Source organism: Ignavibacteria bacterium (assembly GCA_015709655.1).
In the GTDB taxonomy this organism is placed as follows: domain Bacteria; phylum Bacteroidota; class Ignavibacteria; order Kapaibacteriales; family Kapaibacteriaceae; genus OLB6.
Map to the genome: position 1 here is coordinate 556,338 of CP054181.1, position 19,479 is coordinate 575,816.

Below are 19,479 nucleotides of genomic sequence, written 5' to 3' on the forward strand. Positions count from 1 at the left end.
TTAAAATCTCTATAATATGAAAACATACACCACATTATCCGAAGCCATAAACGACCTTGCAAAAAAAGGCTAACCTTCAACTTCAATGTAAGCAAAGATTGCATTCATTGTGCTGAAAACAACTTGCAACTCCAACCTGACGAATTTGAGATTGATGAAGTGTATCGTTTTCAGGAAATGTCAGATATAGATAATGAAAGTATTCTGTATGCTATTTCATCCAAAGAACTTCAGGTGAAAGGGCTTTTGGTGAATGCATACAGTATATATGCAGATTCTGCTTTAACAAAATTGATTGAGAAACTAAAAAAGCACAAAAATTAAATTATCGTTATGTCCAATATCAATTTAATCATAGAAGAAAGAGCAGCCGATATTGGTAAATTTTTGGTTGGTCGGTTACTCCCTTTTCGCTAAAAGCGAATGGTAGGTCCGTTTATTAATATTGACCACAATGCGAAACGATTATTGAAAGTATAATGAACAGAAAAACATTTATTAAATCACTGGCACTTTTGCCATTAACAGCAGCAGCAATGAAACTGAATGAATTAAATAAAATCACAGAAATTTTTGACAGCACTGTTAAAATGCCTGTGTTGTTCTTAGGACACGGTAGTCCAATGAATGCGATTGAAGAAAATGAATTTGTAACAGGCTTTAGAAACATCGCCAAAGATATTCCAAAACCCAATTCTATTCTGTGCATTTCGGCACATTGGGAAACCAAAGGGACGTTTGTAACTGCAATGAAAAACCCAACTACTATTCACGACTTTGGTGGCTTCCCGAAAGAATTATTTGAAGTGCAATATCCCGCACCGGGAAGTCCTGATTTAGCAAAGGAAACTAAATTTCTCATTACGAAAACAGAAGTGGGCTTGGATGATAAATGGGGGTTAGACCACGGAGCTTGGAGCGTAATAAAACATTTATATCCAAATGCTGATATTCCGGTAATACAATTGAGTTTAGATTACTCACAAACACCACAATATCACTACGAATTAGCACAGCAAATCAATTCGCTTCGCAAAAAAGGTGTGCTTATTATAGGTAGCGGCAATATTGTTCATAATTTAAGAATGGTGGAATGGAAAAGATTGAATGAAACTTTTGGCTTTGATTGGGCAATAGAAGCTAACGAGAAAATGAAAAATTATATTCTAAATGGCGACCATAAGCAGTTAATTAATTTCCGTTCGCAAGGAAAAGCATTTGACTTAGCTATACCAACACCCGAACATTATTTGCCATTACTTTATTCATTGGCATTACAAGATAAAAATGAAGAAGTAAAATTGTTTAACGACAAAGCCGTTGCAGGTTCGTTGACAATGACATCATTGAAAATTGGATAAGACCAAAACACAAAAGCAAGCACATTGCCAAAGCCACACAAACCAACGCTAAAACCAATGCTTTGTCAAAAAGCTTGCTTTGCCAACGCAGACAAAATTGTTTTAAAATTTCCCAACGCTTCAAAAAAATAAAAATACACCAACACACAGCCCGACAAACACAGCAGACAATGACACAGAAACTCAATGTTGACAAGGCATACAGTGCACGGTGGACAGAAGGCCAGCAGGTAACAGCGGTTTGGCGCAAGCGGGGGTTCTGTTCTCCGTTTGACAGTTTTTCGTAAATTTGAACTGTTCGGCTTCGTATGAAAAGTAGTGGTAAAAGTCCCCGCCTTCGCCAATACCCGAACCGTTATAGCCCATTTAAAAGACGCTAATGTGATCCCGGCCTAATTCGAGGTACGAAAGTTTAAGTACAACATACTGATCGATTGCGTTGATACCAATCGGCTTCGAATTGCACGGGCGAGAGTCCACCGATTGACGTGTGTCTGCGGCGTTGGTTGTAGAACAGATGTGTCCATCGATAGATGGCACCTGCGGCATGTTCGACGTTACGAAATGGAAAGTGATGCATCAACTCGGTCTTCATCGTGGCCCAAAACGATTCCATCGGAGCATTGTCATAGCAGTCGCCTGATGAGCCCATGCTACTAACGAGGCCGTACTTCTTGAGCTCATCTTTGAATGCATATGAGTTGTACTGCCCTCCTTGGTCGGAGTGGATGATGATGGGCACCTCTAATGTCCTGTGCTTCAGCCGACGCGCGATCACGGCTTGATGGAATGCTTTGAACAACGCTCCAACATGCAAATCATGCGAAACGTGGATACCAAGAATGCGGTGCGATGCTTGATCCTTGATCGCCACGGCGTAGATCTTTGGACCGATCGCCGGAAGCTCAGAATAGTCGCTCAGCCACAGTTCGTCCAGTTCAGTCCTGTGGAACGCGCGCTGCACGAGATCCGATGAGGGTGATACGTCTCCGATGAATTCGTCGTTGCCATGCATTTCCATGTGTTCTTGCATTGAACAGGCATACCGTTTTGCTTCATGAGCCGACGAACCCGAGTCTTTCCGACACGTCTCCCGCCTTTCCTGATATCATGAGCGATCCACTCGGCACCATAGCTCCTCTCCGTTGCCTGATAGATCTCATTGATCTGAGCAAGCAGTTCGCGATCTTCTTGCTTGCACTTCCCTCAACACCCTTGCGCCACTGATAGTAGCCATCACGGGAAGCTTGCAAGACTCGACACATCACGTCTAACGGCCATTTCGAGCGATGACGCTCAATGAAGTCGTATCTCATCTCGGCCGTTGAGAGAAGATACCGATGGCATTTTTAGGATGTCGCGCTCCTGAGTCACCACCTTCAATTCACGACGCAGTCAGGCGTTTTCCTCGGCGCTCGCTTCCAAAGCATCTGGCTGTGATGATTTGCTCTTCTTATCTGCCTGTATCCAAGCATACAGCGTTTTAGCATCGATGCCAAGGTCACGGGCGATACTGGACTTCTGACGCTCGGGATGGTCCCTTACTAGACGCAGCGCTTCAGCTCTAAACTGAGCCTCTATTGGCTGCCGTGTACGTTTACCTGCCATTGCGGTTCTCCTTTCTTGAATTGAAAAATACAGTTTATCTTTCTGTACCTCAATTCAGGCCGGGTTCAAAAGGGCATCGTATTCCCGTAGCTGAATGTATGGAATAACCAACTTACCCGGAACCCGGGAGATGCCGACCTCGTTATACAACCAGCACTAAGACGTATCCACAAGCAAGGCCCGGCATAGTGAGCGACACGGGAAGTCACTTTATCGCCATTCAATTCAAAGGATACATCGCAGGCAGCAGTTTAGAACACCGTCGCTCTTCCGTGTGTTATCCGCAGTTTAATGGTATAGTGGAGCGTCGGTTCCGTCCGACTAAGGAAGGACTGCATCTTTGATGATTTGTAACAAACAACCTACACCAAGCCACTAATATTATGTATATTTATGCAGTATTATTGCATGTATAAGCGAGTTGGGTGCCATATTGGAAAACCCGCTCCGAAAGACAATATCACGAAATAAAACAATAACTTTGCGACTTTAATAAAACAGATGAAAGTAACAGGAGAACAACTATATAAAAAGCTTGTAGACGAATACAAAATAATTGGAGAGAAAGGAGTTATTAACTTCTCACTCAAAAACTTGACAATTGCAGTTGAGACAAAAGACACCGTTGGAAATCTGTTACAAGAATGGCTAAAAGCTTGGATGAAAAAAGAAAATGTTGAATTTGAAGAAAACACAAACTCACAGACCTTTCCAGACTTTCACCTTGACACAGAAAACAAAAAGAAAGGACTTTTAGAAGTCAAAACTTTCGATTGGGATCGTGGGCCAGGTTTCGACCTTGCCAATTTTGACTCTTATTGCAATTCGTTACTTGAAAACGCTTACAGAATAGATTCAGACTATTTGATTTTTGCTTACCAAATGGAAGGCAGTCAAATAACAATCAAAAATGTTTGGCTTAAAAAAATATGGGAATTGTCTTGTCCCAGTGGAACATATCCAATTAAAGTGCAAGAAAAGAAGCAAGTTATTTATAATCTAAGACCAGCAACGTGGTATTCAGAACGAACAACTTTTAAGCCTTTTTCTTCAAAAGAAGAATTTCTTTCAGCACTGAATGAGACAAGATACCAATACCCACAAACCAGACACGGAAATGGGCATTGGCTTAAAAACGTTCTGAAAAATTACGAAGCACACACCGGAGTTTCTTTGGTCGTAAAATGATTTAGACTTTCTGACGACATAACTTCTGCAATTCTTGAAGTAACAAATTCAACAACAGGAACAGCAACTGTATTTCCTAACAAATCAAAAGCGTCATATTCTTTTGTCGGAATTTCATACCATTCAGGATAGCCGAATAAACGCAAACCTTCACGGATAGTTAAACGTCTTAATCCATTTCCATCAGGAACAGCAAGACGAGAAACATCTGTAGCGACTAAAGTTGGAGCAATGTCATTTGGGTCAAGAATTTTATTAATTTCAAAACTCAACTTTCCTGTTACTATATTATAGCCTTTTGGTTTTGTAGTATCGTAATCACGGTAAGTTTTAACTCCATTTTCAGTTTGCTCTTTCACTAATTTTTTCGGGTGTTCAAACTTCAAATAACCCTTTTTAACCAAGTCATCTAACATTGACTTTAATTCGCTTTTAGGTTTATCGATGAAAGTATTTATTTGTTCAAGAGTTAAAGCCATTCCGTCCATCCAATCAATGCCAATCTCAATTGCCCATTGTTTTTTTCTTCTTTCCTTGAACAACTTATTTAAAAGTTTGCATTGTTCGTCTGTTACTTCTCCTTTTATTCCAATATCCCAACTATGGATATTATTATCTCCGCCACGCTTGTCTTTGATAGATTTTCCAAACAAATCTTTAATTTCAAAATGCGATAATAGTTTATCTACAAAGTCGGATTTCAAAGGTTCAAGACCTTTTTCAAGAATACTTTCAAGCTTTGAAAACTTTGGTTCATTTCCATTTAATTCAACTTTTTGGTCTTTAGTGCCAACAATAAAAATACGTTTTCGGGATTGTGGTAAACCAAACTCAATGGAATCAAAAACCCGCCAAGATACCTTATATCCTAAGTCATTTTCAAGAGTATGTAAAATCGTTAACAAAGTTCTGCCAATTTCATCGTTCTTATTTTCTAAATCGTGTTTTACAAGACCTTCTACATTTTCAAGAATAAAACCATACGGTTTTTTATCTCTTAAAATGCGTTCAATCTCAAAAAATAAAGTTCCCCTTGTATCAAGAAAACCTTGTCTTTTTCCACCTGCACTAAAAGGTTGGCAAGGAAAACCACCTAACAGAAAATCAAAATCAGGAATGAACTCATTTCTAATTTCAAAAATATCCCCAGCCAAAAAGTCGTGTTTGAAATTATGTTTCAATGTTTTAACGGCATACGGTTTTATTTCAGAAGTCATTACACACTCTGTTTCATACCCTAGCCCATTGAAGATATTTTCAAAACCAAGTCTAATTCCACCTAGACCTGCAAACAAATCAATGAATTTAATTTTCTTACTTTCCATTGCTTGACTTTTTATTATATTCGACATTTGGTTCGGCTGCAATTAACATTGATGATTCATATTCTTCAATTTCAATTTTTGAGCACCCAATTACTGAAAGACATTGTATGAAAAAACAGGCACTAAAACTTCCACGACTAATTTTACTATCAATACTAGCTTTAGTTTCGTGGACACCTATTTCGTTCAAGAGAACAGCCAAATCAGCGTTGGACACGCCACGTTTGACAAGTTCAGATTTAAGAAGTCGTTTGACTTTATCGTTCCAACTGACCATAATTGACAAGTTTGTGTTTGCAATATTAGAGACAAATTATCATATATGCAAATTATTTGACAAAAATAAAAATACGGCACCCAACATCACCTATACGCAAGCAGGGGTTTCATGCTTCGTAGGACAGGAAAGTGCTAAATTTAAAGTTCAGTTCTTCGTAGGAAATTTAGTGGTTAAAATCCCTGCCTGCGTATAGCTGAGAACCGTTATGCCTCATTGTAAAAAAGCCGACCGCACATTCAAGCACATTTGGTTTTTGCCGACACGCAAAGCTCAAACTAAAAAACCAAAAGAGCTTGAATTTTACCAACGCTCGATAAAATATAATTTGTAACTTTGCGTTATTGAATTTATGACAAGACAAATTTCCATATTGCTGATTATGATGCTTGGTTTCTTTCTGACACCAACATTAACCTATGCGTGTGGAAAAAAGACTGAAAAAACAGAAAAATCTTGTTGCGAGAAAAGCACTTCACAAACAGGTGATTCGAAAGACTGTTGCAAAAAAAGTCATTCACAAGATGACAAAAACGATGACGACTGTAACGGACAATGTGGAAATTCATCTTGCCATTGCCCAACTATAAACATCACTATTGCACTACCTATTTTTCCCGAACTGAAACATAGCGTTTTCTACGCTAAAAAACTGAATTTCTTCTATACAGAAACCTACATCTCTTCGGGTTTCCGTTCTATTTGGCAACCGCCAAAAATAAGCTAAATTCTTGACTTAACAGCCATAGGACTGTTCTGTTGAAAGCAAAATAAATGCTTTCAGAATTAGTATATTAATAAAAATTAGAAATTTCAAAAATTAAACGGAGTTCACAAATTCCGCTTCTCAAAATGTTATCATTATGAGTAAATCATTAAAATATTTAATGACCGCATTGGTAATGCTGTCATTCGGAGTTAGTAATGCTCAAATTAAAAACTCAAAAACTGAAACACACGACCATTCAAACCATACGGCAACAACCGAAAAGCAGGAAATAAACCAACTAAAAGCTGTTTTTGAAGGTTATTTTGCCGTAAAAGATGCTTTGGTAAAAGCCGATGCAGGTACTTCATCTACAAAAGCTGCAGAATTGCTAAAAGCTATCAAAGCGGTAGAGATGACCAAACTTTCGACTGACGAACATACAGTTTGGATGAAAGTAATGAAAGATTTAACGGCAAATACCGAAAAGATGGCTACTTCCAAAGATATTACCAAACAAAGAGAAGCCTTTGTCATTCTATCAACGAACATTTATGAATTGGCAAAAGTGTCTAGGAAGGATGCCCCGATTTACTACCAACATTGTCCAATGGCAAACGGTGGCAATGGCGCAAACTGGTTAAGTAAAGAAAATGCAATCAAAAATCCGTATTACGGTTCAAAAATGTTGACTTGCGGTAGCACAGTAGAAACATTAAAGTAATTGTTAACACTTTTAAATCAATGAAACGATGAAAAAATATACTTGCCCGATGCACCTACAGGTGATAAAGGACGAACCGGGTAAATGTCCGCTTTGCAGAATGGATTTAGTGCCGATGGGTAGCTCTAAAAATCAATCGAACATTCATCACACACACAAAGAACATTCTAATCATAGCCATCATTCAGAAAATGGCTATAACAAACACGAAGGACACCATACAAGTGATTTTATGAAACGCTTTTGGATATCGCTGATATTGACTATTCCAATCCTTTTGCTTTCAGAAATGATACAACTTTGGATAGGATTTCATATTTCTTTTTCGGGAGATAAATATGTGTTGCTAACGTTGGGAACAGCCATTTATATCTATGGAGGAATGCCCTTTCTTAGAGGAATGATTGGCGAAATCAAAGCCAAAGCCATAGGAATGATGACACTTGTTGCCATAGCCATATCTGTTGCTTACATCTATTCCGTTGCTGTTGTTTTTGGCTTGCAGGGTATGGACTTTTTCTGGGAATTGGCAACGCTTATTGTCATTATGCTTTTGGGACATTGGTTAGAGATGCGCTCTCAAATGGCAGCATCAAAGGCATTACAATCTTTAGTAGCCTTATTACCAAACGATGTTACCGTAGAGCGTAACGGTGAAGCAATAAGAATAAAACTCGAAGAACTGAAAAATGGCGAAAAGGTTATCATTAAACCTGGCGAATAAATTTCTGCGGACGGATTAGTAATTGAAGGATTTTCTTCTGTAAACGAAAGTATGCTTACGGGAGAAAGTGTTCCCGTAAAAAAAGAAGTGGATGGAAAAGTAATTGCGGGTTCTATCAATGGTGACGGTGCGTTGAAGATAAAAACAACTGGCGTTGGAAAAGACAGTTATCTCAATAAGGTAATCAATCTAGTTCAAGCTGCACAGGAAGCAAAATCCAATACGCAAAATCTTGCCGACAAAGTAGCCAAATGGCTTACTTTCATCGCCATTGCCATTGGAATTAGCACCTTCATTTATTGGTATAGCAGTAGTGGCGATATTGCTTTTGCATTAGAAAGAATGGTTACGGTGATGGTAACGGCTTGTCCTCACGCATTAGGGGTAGCTATTCCGTTAGTAGTTGCTATCTCCACAACGCTTTCGGCAACCAACGGTTTACTTATTCGCAACCGAACTGCATTTGAAACCACACGAAAATTATCTACTGTTATTTTTGACAAAACAGGAACACTTACCGAAGGTTCTCACAGGGTGGAAAATATCTTTCCAATGACAGATAAATATTCTGCGAATGAAATTATTCAATATGCAGCAGCTATTCAGCAAAATTCAGAACATCATATTGCAAAAGGTGTGATGCAGACGTTAAAAGAGAAGAATCTTACTTTATGGAAGTCTGAAAACTTTAACTATATGCAAGGTATTGGTGTGAGAGGGGGTGTAAATGGAAAGGAAGTTGTAGCAGCAGGACCAAATTATTTCAAAGAGAATAATCATACAATTCCTGAAATTCCAAAAGAAATCAATCAACATTCTGAAACCGTAAATTTTGTTTTAATAGATAATGAGATAATTGGGATTATTACTTTGGCTGACAGTATTCGTGACGGCTCTCAACAGGCAATTGACGAATTGCGAAAAATGAATATCAAATCATTTTTGCTCACAGGCGATAATGAATATATAGCCAAAGCTGTAGCTGATAAATTAGGGATGGATGGTTATCTGGCAAATGTACTTCCCCACCAAAAACAGGAAAAAATAAAAGAGTTTCAGGCGAAAGGTGAAATCGTAGCAATGACAGGTGATGGTGTAAACGATGCACCAGCTCTGGCACAAGCAGATGTGGGGATTGCCGTAGGTTCAGGTACAGATGTGGCAGCCGAAACAGCCGATATTATTTTGGTAAACAGTAACCCAGAAGATGTAGTAAAATTGATTGATTTCGGCAACCGAACTTATAAAAAAATGGTTCAAAACCTTGCCTGGGCAGTGGGTTACAACATTATTGCGATTCCGCTTGCAGCAGGTGTTCTCTACCCGAATTTTGTTTTAAGTCCTGCTATGGGTGCAGTATTGATGAGCTTAAGCACTATTATAGTGGCATTTAATGCCACACTTTTAAAATTAAATAAAATTAAACAATATTAAAAATTTAGAAAAATGAAAAATATTAAAATTCAAATTATAGCATTGGTTCTTATAGTAGCTACAGTCGTTTCGTGCAATAATTCTTCAAATAAGGATAATTCAACCGTTGATACAATAAGTGTAATATCTGAAAAGACAGAAGTCAGAAAAGATGGTATTGCACCAATTTTATCAGGCTATCTGGCATTGAACAATGCACTTGCAGCCGATAACAGCAAAGGTGCCGCAGAAGCTGGAGAAAGCCTTCTCTCCGGCTTGGAAAATGTGGATATGAATAGCATTGCTGCCAACAAAATGAAACAGTTTATGGAATTATCTGCTGATGTAAAAGAAAACGCAGAACATATTCGAGACAATGCAGGTAAAATTGACCACCAAAGAGAGCATCTGGAGTTTTTAAGTAAAGATGTATTAGACCTGATTACTCTTTTGGGTGCGCCCCAAAAGCTGTATCAAATTCATTGTCCGATGGCAAGTAATGAAAAGGGAGCAGATTGGATAAGCGACAGCAAAGAAGTTAAAAACCCTTATTTCGGTAAAGATATGCTGACCTGTGGGGAAGTGGTAAAAGAATTTAAGCCGTAACCCCGGCAACATCAAATAAATGTGAATGTTATGCTGAACAAATTCATTAATTACTTTCTAAATAACAGGGTTGTTACCCTGTTATTGTTACTCACCGTGCTGATATGGGGTTTGGTAACTGCACCTTTTAACTGGCACCAAAATCTGTTGCCCAATAACCCTGTCCCTGTTGATGCCATTCCCAATCTTGGGGATAATCAACAGATTGTTGCCACTGAATGGATGGGCAGGTCGCCAAAAGATATTCAGGAGCAAATAACCTACCCGCTTACCACTTCACTTTTGGGCATGCCCGGAGTGAAAACGATAAGGAGCACCTCTATGTTCGGGATGTCCTTTATCTATATCATCTTTGAAGAAAATGTAGAATTTTATTGGAGCCGTTCCCGTATTCTTGAAAAACTCAATTCCCTTCCGGCAGGAACTTTACCAACTGGTGTAACACCCACCTTGGGCCCTGATGCAACTGCACTTGGACAAGTATTTTGGTACACTTTAGAGGGCAGAAACCCAAAAACAGGCAAGCCAACCGGAGGATGGGATCCCGATGAACTAAGAACCATTCAGGATTTCTACGCCAAGTACAGCCTTTCGTCTGCTGAAGGCGTATCGGAAGTTGCTTCTATCGGTGGTTTTATCAAAGAATATCAGGTGGACATCAATCCCGATGCACTGCGTGCATACAACCTGACAATTATGGATGTAATGACCGCCATCCAAAAAAGCAATCTGGACATCGGTGCTGAAACAATTGAGGTAAACAAGGTTGAATATTTAGTGCGTGGATTGGGCTATATAAAAACGGTAGAAGACCTGGAAAATGCCGTAGTAACGGTAAGGAATAATATTCCGGTCAAAATCAAAGATGTAGCTTTTGTCAATCTGGGACCTGCTCCACGCAGAGGGGGATTGGATAAAGAAGGCGTGGAAGCTGTTGGTGGCGTTGTTGTTGCCCGTTTTGGTGCAAATCCGCTGGAGGTAATTAACAATGTAAAAGCAAAAATAGCTGAGATGGAAGCCGGGCTTCCGCAAAAAACATTATCGGACGGTTCCATATCCAAAGTTACCGTAGTACCTTTTTATGACCGTTCTGGATTAATTCACGAAACTATTGGCACACTAGAGTCAGCATTGGCACACGAAATACTGATTTCCATTATTGTGGTTATCGTATTGGTATTCAATCTCAGAGCTTCCTTAATCATTTCCAGCATTCTGCCACTTGGCGTTTTGGCAACCTTTATATTTATGAAATATCTTGGAGTAGAAGCCAATATTGTAGCCCTTTCGGGTATTGCCATCGCTATCGGAGTTATGGTTGATGTGGGGGTTGTCTTTGTGGAAAGCATTATCCGCTACATGGAAGAAGAACGGAAACAAGGTATTGAAAGCAAAGGAAAGGCATTTGTAAATTTAATCTCAAAAGCCGTTTCTGAAGTATCGGGTGCCATCACTACTGCCATGCTCACCACCATTGTCAGCTTTTTGCCTGTATTTGCTATGGAAGCACAGGAAGGTAAACTATTTCGTCCATTGGCATTTACCAAAACTTTTGCCATCACATCTGCATTCATTTTAGGATTGATAGTGATACCAACAATTGCCTACTATGTGTTTTCAATAAAAATTGAACGGAAAAAACTAAGAAGGATAATGAATTATATCTTAGTGGTTTCAGGCATTGCTTTGTGGATTTACAGCGGAATTTTTGCATCGGTAGCTTTGACGCTTATCGGATTAAATAATCTTTTCATCAGCCAGTGGAAAGGAGAACGAATTGCCAATTACGTCAATATTGCCATTACACTGGTAGTAGTTCTCTCCTATCTTTCCGAAGAATGGCTACCATTGGGTACTCAGGCGAAATTATCCACAAATTTTGTATTTGTATTTATAGCAATTGCTTTTGTGCTTGGGCTTCTGTGGATTTTGGTTATTTATTATGAAAAGATATTGAGATGGGCATTGACCCACCGTTGGAAATTTATGGCAATTCCAATCCTGACCTTGCTATGGGGTATGCTTGCCTGGCAGGGAACGGACAAAACTTTTGGTTTTGTAGCCAAAGGTTTTGAAAGTGTCGGCTGGAAAAGTTTTAAGGAGACTGGTTTTTGGCAAAAGTCAACCAAAATGTTTCCCGGTATGGGACAGGAATTTATGCCGAGTTTAAACGAAGGTTCTTTTCTGCTGATGCCCACAACTATGCCCCATACAGGTGTTCAACAGAATCTGCAATATATTCAAACTTTGGACAGGCGTATTCAAAATATTCCCGAGGTAGAACTTACGGTTGGAAAATGGGGACGTGTAAATTCTGCATTAGACCCCGCTCCCACACAAATGTTTGAAAATACCATCAACTACATTCCGGAATACATTTTAAATGAAGAAGGACACCGGGAGCGATTTCAGGTAAATAAAAAAGGAGAATATGAATTAATCGGGGGTCAAACATACAATCCTGAAAGCGGGTTCAGAAAAATTCCCAAAGACAGTTTAATAACGGATAAAAACGGCAAATTTTTCAGACAATGGCGACCTGAAATAAAGAAAACTGACGATATATGGCAGGCAATCGTCAACGCATCGCATTTACCGGGGATGACTTCTGCTCCCAAACTTCAACCCATAGAAGCAAGATTAGTTATGCTTGCTACAGGAATGCGTGCACCCATGGGGTTGAAAATTTCAGGACCAGATTTGGAGTCTATTGCAACTGCCGGAAAAGAATTGGAAACGGCTCTAAAAGGAGTTCCATCTGTTATCCCATCTACTGTGTTTTATGATCGTGCTATCGGTGCACCTTATGTGGAGATTCATTTGGACAGAAATAAAATGGCGAGATACGGCATCACAGTAGAAGATTTACAGGAAGTGATAAGTTCGGCTGTTGGCGGAATGACATTAACCACTACCGTAGAAGGTCGGGAACGTTTTCCGGTAAGGCTTCGTTATCCACGAGAACTGAGAGACCATCCCGAGGCATTGAAAAAAATAATAATTCCTACCGCAACGGGAACGCAGATACCTCTGGAAGAAGTAGCTCATATAGGGTATGCAAAAGGAGCTCAGATGATACAAAGCGAAAACACCTTTTTAATCGGATATGTAATTTTTGACAAAATCAGTGGAAAAGCGGAGGTGGACGTAGTACACGAAGCAGATAAAATATTGAAAGGAAAATTAGCTTCGGGTGAATTAAAATTGCCCAAAGGTGTGAGCTACAAATTTGCCGGCAACTACGAGCAACAGGAACATGCCACCAAACGGCTGATGCTTGTTATTCCAATCAGCTTACTTGCCATCTTACTGATTTTATATTTTCAGTTTGAAACCGTAACGGCTTCACTCATTCATTTTTCAGGCGTATTTGTGGCATTTGCAGGTGGTTTTATTTTGTTGTGGTTATACAGTCAACCCTGGTTTATGAACTTTTCAGTCGGAGGTATGAATATGCGAGATTTGTTTCAGATGCACAACATTAATTTGAGTATTGCCGTCTGGGTGGGCTTTATTGCACTGTTTGGATTGGCAACTAATGATGGGGTTATTATGGGTACTTATATTCACGACACCTTTATTGCCCGCAATCCTCAAACAAAAGAAGAAGTAAGGGAAGCCGTAGTCTATGCAGGTTTAAAACGGGTACGACCGGCCGCAATGACCACTGCCACCGCATTGATTGCACTATTGCCCGTATTGACTTCTACCGGAAAGGGGGCTGAAATTATGGTACCAATGGCTATCCCCACATTTGGTGGAATGTTGATACAATCCATGACCATGTTTGTGGTGCCTGTATTTCAATGTTGGTGGAGAGAGTGGGCAATTCGCAAAGGACATCCAACCGAAAAATTAAAAAGAAATAAAATGGAAAATAAAATTAAAAATATCGGTTGTTTAATCATGTTAGTATTAACAACCATTGCTTTTCCCACACTATTGTTGGCACAAAGCACGGCAACAGATTCATTAGATTATTATATAGCAGTTGCAGTTCAAAATAACCCGGGAACGAAGGCTCAAAAATTGGCTTATGAAGCTTATTTGGAGAAAATACCGCAAGCGGGTGCTTTTGACGACCCCGAGTTTACCGGAGAATTTTACCCTTCTCCAATGAACATAATTGGTGGTCGTTCAATTGCCAACTTCAGTGTAATGCAAAGATTTCCCTGGTTTGGCACAAGAAAGTTAGCACGCATGGAGGCAGGTTACGAATCTGAAATGCAGTTTCAGCAGTACAAATCAGCTATGGACAACCTGATACTCCAGGTTTCCGTTCAATGGTATTCAATGCAGCGGCTGAATGAACAGATTAATAATAATATGGAGCAAAAAAAGTTTCTTAAAAACCTGGAAGAACTTGCATTAAGAAGGTATGCTGCTCCATCAGGCAGCGCTTCACCCGGTATGTCGGATGTGCTTAGAATACGATTGGAACAGACAGAAGTTGACAATAACATAGAAAGTCTAAAGGCATTACTAAGGTCGGAAAAAGCAAAATTTAATATGCTTTTAAACAGAGATGTAAACGAAACGGTGAATATCGGTAACGCTATCTTCAAAACAACTTTCTTGTTTCAGATTGAAGACATCCTAAAATCAATTGATGCCAACAATCCGGATTTACTGATGATTGAAAAAGAAATAATGGCATATAAAGCCAAAGCCGAAAAAGACAAAAAAATGAGCTATCCGATGCTTGGCATTGGCGTTCAGTATATGCTCATCGGCAAAACGAATGAAGAGATGTTTAAAATGGGAAGCATGAACGGCAGAGATATGGTCATGCCCATGGTGTCGGTTTCTTTACCTCTATTCCGCAAAAAATACCATGCACAACAAAATGAGAGCGTACTATGGCAGCAGTCAAATAAGGAAAAAAGAGAGAACACATATAATAATCTCAAAAGTGATTTATATGGTTTTAAAAATCAATTGGACGATGCCGAACGCTCCATTGCTCTTTATGAAAAACAAACAGAACTGGCACTTACCACTTACAACCTGACTGTGCAGGAATTTGTAACGGGCAAAGGCGATTTAACCAATGTTATTCAGGTGCAACGCCAGTTGTTGGATTACCAATTGAAGAAAGCCGAAGCCATAGCAGGTTATAATTCAATGGCAGTTTCAATTGAAAAATTAACCTCTTTTAATACATATCAAAAATAAAAAAAATGAAAAAATTAAAAAATATATTTAAAAACAGAGCCTCACAGTTTGTACTCATTCTGTTGGCAGGCATTTTATTAGGATGGTTGGTATTTGGCAGAACTGAAACCCACGACCATTCAAAGGAGATAGCGGCATCCGAAAAAAGCGGCACTATCTGGACTTGTTCTATGCACCCTCAAATCAGAATGGACAAACCGGGTAAGTGTCCTATCTGCGGCATGGATTTAATTCCTTTAAAAACAAACGATCACAACGACCACTCCAATCATGAAGTGGATGAAGATGCCATCCAGATGACCCCGGAAGCCATTGCATTGGCAAATATTCAAACTACGGTTGTCGGTCATCAAAAGGCAATTAAAGACATGCAGTTGTATGGAACCATTCAGATTGACGAGCGTTTGCAACACTCTCAAACTTCACACGTCAATGGTCGCATAGAAGCATTATATGCCAACTTTACGGGAGAACCTGTAAAACAAGGACAAGCCATTGCCAAAATATACTCTCCCGATTTGATGACGGCACAACAGGAGTTGCTGGAAGCAGCTAAATTAAACGATCTGCAACCGGGCTTGCTGGCAGCAGCTAAGGAAAAAATGAAGTTGTGGAAAATGACTGAGGAGCAAATTTCCAAAGTACTAAGTTCAAAAACAGTTTCTCCTTATGTAACTATTTACGCCAATACAAGTGGCGTAATTGTAAGTAAAAATGTGAATCAGGGTGATTATATCAGTCAGGGCTCAGTGTTGTATAACATCGCAAACTTAAACCGCTTGTGGGCTGTTTTTGATGCTTATGAAAGCGATTTACCTTTTCTCAAAGTTGGCAATCAGTTGGAATATACCTTACAAAGTTTGCCTGGCAAGGTCTTTAAAGGAAAGATCGTATTCATAAATCCTATTGTGGATGCTGTATCACGTACCGTCAAAATAAGGGTGGAAGTTAACAATGCCCAAAATTTACTCAAGCCTGAAATGTATGCTACCGCAGTAGTTAATGCACCAGTAAGAGGCTCTGGTAAAGATATTATTGTTCCCAAATCAGCAGTTCTATGGACAGGCAAACGCTCGGTGATTTATGTGAAAGAACAGGGGACTTCCATCCCCACTTTCAAAATGAGAGAAATTGAATTGGGAGCTTCATTGGGCGATAACTATGTAGTCCTTTCGGGTGTGGAGAATGGTGATGAAGTGGTAACAAATGGAGCTTTTTCTATTGATGCCAGTGCACAATTGGAAGGGAAAGTAAGTATGATGAACGAGAGCAAAGGAATGGTTTCAAACGAACACCATCATTAAATAGGTAACAATAAGATGAAACAAAAGCCAAAATGGAAAACAATAAGCCTTTCCGTAATAGGCTTTCTTGTTGCCTTTCAGTTCTATCAGCCTGCCCGTAATGTGTATGATGGGCAGGTTGAAGGATCTGATTTTATACAAGTATATAATCCGCCAAAAGCAGTAAATCAAATTTTGGAAAAATCCTGTTATAACTGCCACAGTAATAACACGAAATATGAATGGTTTGATTATATCCAACCTGGTAGAATGTTTGTTGAATCGCATATTACCAATGGAAAACAGGATCTGAATTTTAGCGAATGGAGCAACTATTATAGAGGCAAACAGGAGCGACTGTTGCAATCAATTGTAACTCAGGTGGAGAAAAATGAAATGCCCTTGCTGTCTTATCTCTGGCTGCATCCTGAGGCAAGACTTACAAAAGACGAAAAACAAGCATTGATAAATTGGATAAAAGACAAAAAATAAGCAATAAAATCATCAGGTAAATTAAAAATGGAAGTCACATTACAATCAACAGTCACTTGCCCAAACTGCGGACATAAGAAAGAAGAAACAATGCCGACAGTCGCTTGCCAATATTTTTACGAATGTGAAAAGTGCAAGACCATTTTGAAACCAAAACAAGGTGATTGTTGCGTATATTGTAGTTACGGAAATGTTGCTTGCCCACCAATTCAGCAAGACAAAAAATGTTGCTAAAAAAGCCAACGCTAAAGCCATACACATTGCCAAGTCGCACCAGCCAGTGCACAAGCCAAAACTTGGCAAAGAGTATGGCTTTTCCACCGCTGACTGACAACAGGACGAGAAGAACAACGAAGGCATAACAAGCAGTTTTGCAATAGCGGGGGTGAAGTGCTTAAATCAACATTTGTACTTCGATTGAAATTTTGTACATTAGCCGAACGAAAGTGCTTCGATTGCCCCGCCATCGCAAAGCTGCCGGACGTTATGCCTCATTGTAAAAAGCCGACCGCACAAATGGCACATTTGGTTTTTGCCGACACTCAACCCAACGCTGTAAAAACCAAAAGAGCCATTTTTTGCCAACGCCTCAAGACTGAAAAAATAATTTGAAAATAATTTGGAGACCACCCCCTGACCAGACGCATCTTTGCAGTGTAATTAATTTTAATCATTAAAAACATAAAACAATGAAACGACAAATTGAAGTGTTTACAGCAGGGTGTCCAGTATGTGAACCTGTAGTAAAAACAGTAAAAGAAATGGCTTGTGACTCTTGCGAGGTAACTGTTTACAACCTTGTTGAACAATGTGACGACAAAGTCTGTGTTGACAAGATGAAAAAGTATAACATTACTTCCCTTCCAGCGGTAGCTGTTAATGGAAAATTACTTGCTTGCTGTGAAAACAGAGGAGTAAGTAAGGAAGAATTAGCAGCCGCAGGTATCGGTAAAACCATTTAATTTTTTAACCATACAATCCAACTTCCAATTATTGGGGGTTGGATTGTATTTAATCAAACCATTATGTTACCGAGAGATTTAACAAAAGACCTTAAAGACAGATTGAATAGCATTAAAGGTCAGGTTGAAGGAGTAATAAAAATGCTTGACGAAAGTAATGACCCTGCCCAAATTTTAAATCAATTTAAGGCAGTAAACAAAGGTTTTGAAAAAGCACAGCACCTTCTATTAGATGAGGTTTTCAGAAAAACTTTGGCAATGATAATTTCCGAAGCATTAGAAGCCTGCCCGGGTAACTGTGGACAGGAAGAAAGAATATCAATTATCAAAAATCAATTCCCAGATTTAGGGCTTTATGAACTAACAGACAAAATGAAGGAAATTGATAAAGTTTATGAATATTTACTAAAAAAAAGAGAAGGTATGAAAGAAATATCATTAACCATTGACAATATGGTATGTCAAGGTTGTGCAGAAAAAATATCCGACATCTTAAAGGAAACCAAAGGTGTAGAAGATGTAAATACAAAGGCTATAAAAAAAATAGTGAACATCAAGTTTAATCCGACTGAAACTAATGAAAATGAACTGATTGCCATACTGACAAAAGCAGGATATAAACCTAAATAAAAAATATAAACTTATGGTTACGATAAAATCATTTAGCGTTTTATTAATCCTTCAAATGTTCTTTGTTGCTTGTTCGGGGAATAATTCACACAGCAACCAAACAACCATAAATGAGGGAGAGATAAAAGCAATTGAAATTCCTATTGAAGGTATGTCTTGTATGTCCTGTGTGGCAACGGTAAAGAAGAGCCTTTCAGGTATGGAGGGTGTTAAAGAGGTAAATGTTAGCCTAAAAGACAAAAAAAGCAACGGTAAAGTTCGACCCTAAAAAAATTACACCTGAACAGTTGCAAGAAGCTGTCAACAAGTTGGGTTATAAGGCAGGTACGATACAAGAAATTAATAAATGATGTTAGAGAACTTTTTGAATGAATTTATAAGCACTTTTCAAGAAGGTTCTATCCTTAGCTTAGGACTTGCTTTGTTGGCAGGATTGATTTCAAGTGGCGTTTGTCCTTGCACTTTACCCGTTGGACTTGGTTTTGCAGGTTATGTTGGCAGCACTACTATTCGTGAATCCAAAACAGGATTTTCGATAACATTTTCATTCTTTTTAGGAATTGTGTTTTGTTTGACAGTATTGGGAGCCATTGCCGGATATTTAGGAGTTTTTCTAACTGAAACTTTTGGCAAATATTGGGCATTGGTGATGGGGATAATATCAATAATTGCAGCAGGTATTGCCTTTTATGGTCCTTATTTGCGTGTGCGACAACTTGAAGCATTACGCAGACCAGGAATTGGCGGGTCATTTATATATGGTTTGATTTTTAGTTTGGGAACATCAGCAGCCCCCCTACTATTATTGTTGTCTTTTGCAGCATCTAAAGCAAGTATTTTCTACGGACTGATTTTGGCACTTTTATTTGGAATCGGAAGAGGATTGCCTTTTTTAGTAGTTGGTCTTTTTGCAAGCTCTGTTTCAAAACTTGCCAAATTGACTTGGTTAAGGAAAAGTATTTAAATTATAAGCGGAGTAGCATTACTTTATTTGAGTTTCTATTT

General features: G+C 39.0%; 16 protein-coding genes and 3 pseudogenes. 15 read left to right on the plus strand and 4 right to left on the minus strand.

Annotated elements, in window-relative coordinates:
* Positions 1-16 precede the first annotated feature (16 nt).
* A pseudogene (locus HRU79_02320) lies at positions 17-324 on the plus strand (phosphoribosylpyrophosphate synthetase).
* A gap of 155 nt (positions 325-479) precedes the next feature.
* On the plus strand, positions 480-1,361 hold the full coding sequence (ygiD, locus tag HRU79_02325) for a 4,5-DOPA dioxygenase extradiol (protein QOJ25543.1): 882 nt from the start codon (positions 480-482) through the stop codon (positions 1,359-1,361).
* Between the two features lie 412 nt (positions 1,362-1,773).
* On the opposite strand, the gene HRU79_02330 is transcribed toward ygiD, so the two are convergent.
* The 3 genes from HRU79_02330 to HRU79_02340 form a co-directional block, all read right to left on the minus strand.
* Positions 1,774-2,394, minus strand: coding sequence for an IS3 family transposase (locus HRU79_02330; protein QOJ25544.1), 621 nt, complete (start codon positions 2,392-2,394; stop codon positions 1,774-1,776).
* Entirely contained in the window at positions 2,280-2,540 is a 261-nt protein-coding gene (locus tag HRU79_02335) for a transposase (protein ID QOJ27246.1), read from the minus strand. Before HRU79_02335 ends, HRU79_02330 begins: the two co-directional genes overlap by 115 nt.
* Positions 2,541-2,756: 216 nt before the next feature.
* Positions 2,757-2,969 (minus strand): transposase, encoded by a 213-nt coding sequence (locus tag HRU79_02340; GenBank protein QOJ25545.1) that lies wholly within the window; start codon positions 2,967-2,969, stop codon positions 2,757-2,759.
* Between the two features lie 501 nt (positions 2,970-3,470).
* Between HRU79_02340 and HRU79_02345 the strand changes: the two genes are divergently transcribed.
* Positions 3,471-4,157 (plus strand): NgoBV family restriction endonuclease, encoded by a 687-nt coding sequence (locus HRU79_02345; protein QOJ25546.1) that lies wholly within the window; start codon positions 3,471-3,473, stop codon positions 4,155-4,157.
* On the opposite strand, the gene dcm is transcribed toward HRU79_02345, so the two are convergent.
* Complete coding sequence (dcm, locus tag HRU79_02350) at positions 4,118-5,482, minus strand: DNA (cytosine-5-)-methyltransferase (GenBank protein QOJ25547.1); 1,365 nt, start codon at positions 5,480-5,482, stop codon at positions 4,118-4,120. The two genes, HRU79_02345 and dcm, sit on opposite strands and share 40 nt — an antisense overlap.
* Before the next feature lie 107 nt (positions 5,483-5,589).
* Between dcm and HRU79_02355 the strand changes: the two genes are divergently transcribed.
* From HRU79_02355 to HRU79_02410, 12 genes and pseudogenes are all read left to right on the plus strand, one after another.
* On the plus strand, positions 5,590-5,955 hold the full coding sequence (locus tag HRU79_02355) for a hypothetical protein (protein ID QOJ25548.1): 366 nt from the start codon (positions 5,590-5,592) through the stop codon (positions 5,953-5,955).
* 156 nt (positions 5,956-6,111) lie between these two features.
* Positions 6,112-6,486 (plus strand): hypothetical protein, encoded by a 375-nt coding sequence (locus tag HRU79_02360; GenBank protein QOJ25549.1) that lies wholly within the window; start codon positions 6,112-6,114, stop codon positions 6,484-6,486.
* Positions 6,487-6,646: 160 nt separating this feature from the next.
* Positions 6,647-7,189 carry a DUF3347 domain-containing protein gene (locus tag HRU79_02365; GenBank protein QOJ27247.1) on the plus strand — a complete coding sequence of 181 codons (543 nt, stop codon included), beginning with the start codon at positions 6,647-6,649 and terminating at the stop codon, positions 7,187-7,189.
* Between the two features lie 28 nt (positions 7,190-7,217).
* Positions 7,218-9,347 (plus strand): annotated as a pseudogene (locus tag HRU79_02370) (heavy metal translocating P-type ATPase).
* A gap of 12 nt (positions 9,348-9,359) precedes the next feature.
* Positions 9,360-9,932, plus strand: coding sequence for a DUF3347 domain-containing protein (locus HRU79_02375; protein QOJ25550.1), 573 nt, complete (start codon positions 9,360-9,362; stop codon positions 9,930-9,932).
* Positions 9,933-9,962: 30 nt separating this feature from the next.
* The gene (locus tag HRU79_02380; GenBank protein ID QOJ25551.1) at positions 9,963-15,107 is read left to right on the plus strand and encodes an efflux RND transporter permease subunit; all 5,145 of its coding nucleotides are present in this window, start codon (positions 9,963-9,965) and stop codon (positions 15,105-15,107) included.
* Between the two features lie 5 nt (positions 15,108-15,112).
* The gene (locus HRU79_02385) at positions 15,113-16,411 is read left to right on the plus strand and encodes an efflux RND transporter periplasmic adaptor subunit (GenBank protein QOJ25552.1); all 1,299 of its coding nucleotides are present in this window, start codon (positions 15,113-15,115) and stop codon (positions 16,409-16,411) included.
* 15 nt (positions 16,412-16,426) lie between these two features.
* Entirely contained in the window at positions 16,427-16,882 is a 456-nt protein-coding gene (locus tag HRU79_02390; GenBank protein ID QOJ25553.1) for a heme-binding domain-containing protein, read from the plus strand.
* Between the two features lie 689 nt (positions 16,883-17,571).
* The gene (locus HRU79_02395) at positions 17,572-17,844 is read left to right on the plus strand and encodes a thioredoxin family protein (GenBank protein QOJ25554.1); all 273 of its coding nucleotides are present in this window, start codon (positions 17,572-17,574) and stop codon (positions 17,842-17,844) included.
* A gap of 63 nt (positions 17,845-17,907) precedes the next feature.
* The gene (locus tag HRU79_02400) at positions 17,908-18,474 is read left to right on the plus strand and encodes a metal-sensing transcriptional repressor (GenBank protein QOJ25555.1); all 567 of its coding nucleotides are present in this window, start codon (positions 17,908-17,910) and stop codon (positions 18,472-18,474) included.
* Between the two features lie 55 nt (positions 18,475-18,529).
* Positions 18,530-18,824: pseudogene (locus HRU79_02405) on the plus strand (heavy-metal-associated domain-containing protein).
* On the plus strand, positions 18,821-19,438 hold the full coding sequence (locus HRU79_02410) for a sulfite exporter TauE/SafE family protein (protein QOJ25556.1): 618 nt from the start codon (positions 18,821-18,823) through the stop codon (positions 19,436-19,438). Before HRU79_02405 ends, HRU79_02410 begins: the two are co-directional and overlap by 4 nt.
* Positions 19,439-19,479: the final 41 nt, after the last annotated feature.

Bases quoted from the DNA above. Each gene is read 5' to 3' on its own strand.
- HRU79_02395 (QOJ25554.1), top strand. From the start codon at position 17,572: ATGAAACGACAAATTGAAGTGTTTACAGCAGGGTGTCCAGTATGTGAA.
- HRU79_02400 (QOJ25555.1), top strand. From the start codon at position 17,908: ATGTTACCGAGAGATTTAACAAAAGACCTTAAAGACAGATTGAATAGC.
- HRU79_02375 (QOJ25550.1), top strand. From the start codon at position 9,360: ATGAAAAATATTAAAATTCAAATTATAGCATTGGTTCTTATAGTAGCT.
- HRU79_02330 (QOJ25544.1), bottom strand. From the start codon at position 2,394: ATGCAAGAACACATGGAAATGCATGGCAACGACGAATTCATCGGAGAC.
- HRU79_02365 (QOJ27247.1), top strand. From the start codon at position 6,647: ATGACCGCATTGGTAATGCTGTCATTCGGAGTTAGTAATGCTCAAATT.
- ygiD (QOJ25543.1), top strand. From the start codon at position 480: ATGAACAGAAAAACATTTATTAAATCACTGGCACTTTTGCCATTAACA.
- HRU79_02380 (QOJ25551.1), top strand. From the start codon at position 9,963: ATGCTGAACAAATTCATTAATTACTTTCTAAATAACAGGGTTGTTACC.
- HRU79_02360 (QOJ25549.1), top strand. From the start codon at position 6,112: ATGACAAGACAAATTTCCATATTGCTGATTATGATGCTTGGTTTCTTT.
- HRU79_02355 (QOJ25548.1), top strand. From the start codon at position 5,590: ATGAAAAAACAGGCACTAAAACTTCCACGACTAATTTTACTATCAATA.
- HRU79_02390 (QOJ25553.1), top strand. From the start codon at position 16,427: ATGAAACAAAAGCCAAAATGGAAAACAATAAGCCTTTCCGTAATAGGC.
- dcm (QOJ25547.1), bottom strand. From the start codon at position 5,482: ATGGAAAGTAAGAAAATTAAATTCATTGATTTGTTTGCAGGTCTAGGT.
- HRU79_02340 (QOJ25545.1), bottom strand. From the start codon at position 2,969: ATGGCAGGTAAACGTACACGGCAGCCAATAGAGGCTCAGTTTAGAGCT.
- HRU79_02385 (QOJ25552.1), top strand. From the start codon at position 15,113: ATGAAAAAATTAAAAAATATATTTAAAAACAGAGCCTCACAGTTTGTA.
- HRU79_02345 (QOJ25546.1), top strand. From the start codon at position 3,471: ATGAAAGTAACAGGAGAACAACTATATAAAAAGCTTGTAGACGAATAC.
- HRU79_02410 (QOJ25556.1), top strand. From the start codon at position 18,821: ATGATGTTAGAGAACTTTTTGAATGAATTTATAAGCACTTTTCAAGAA.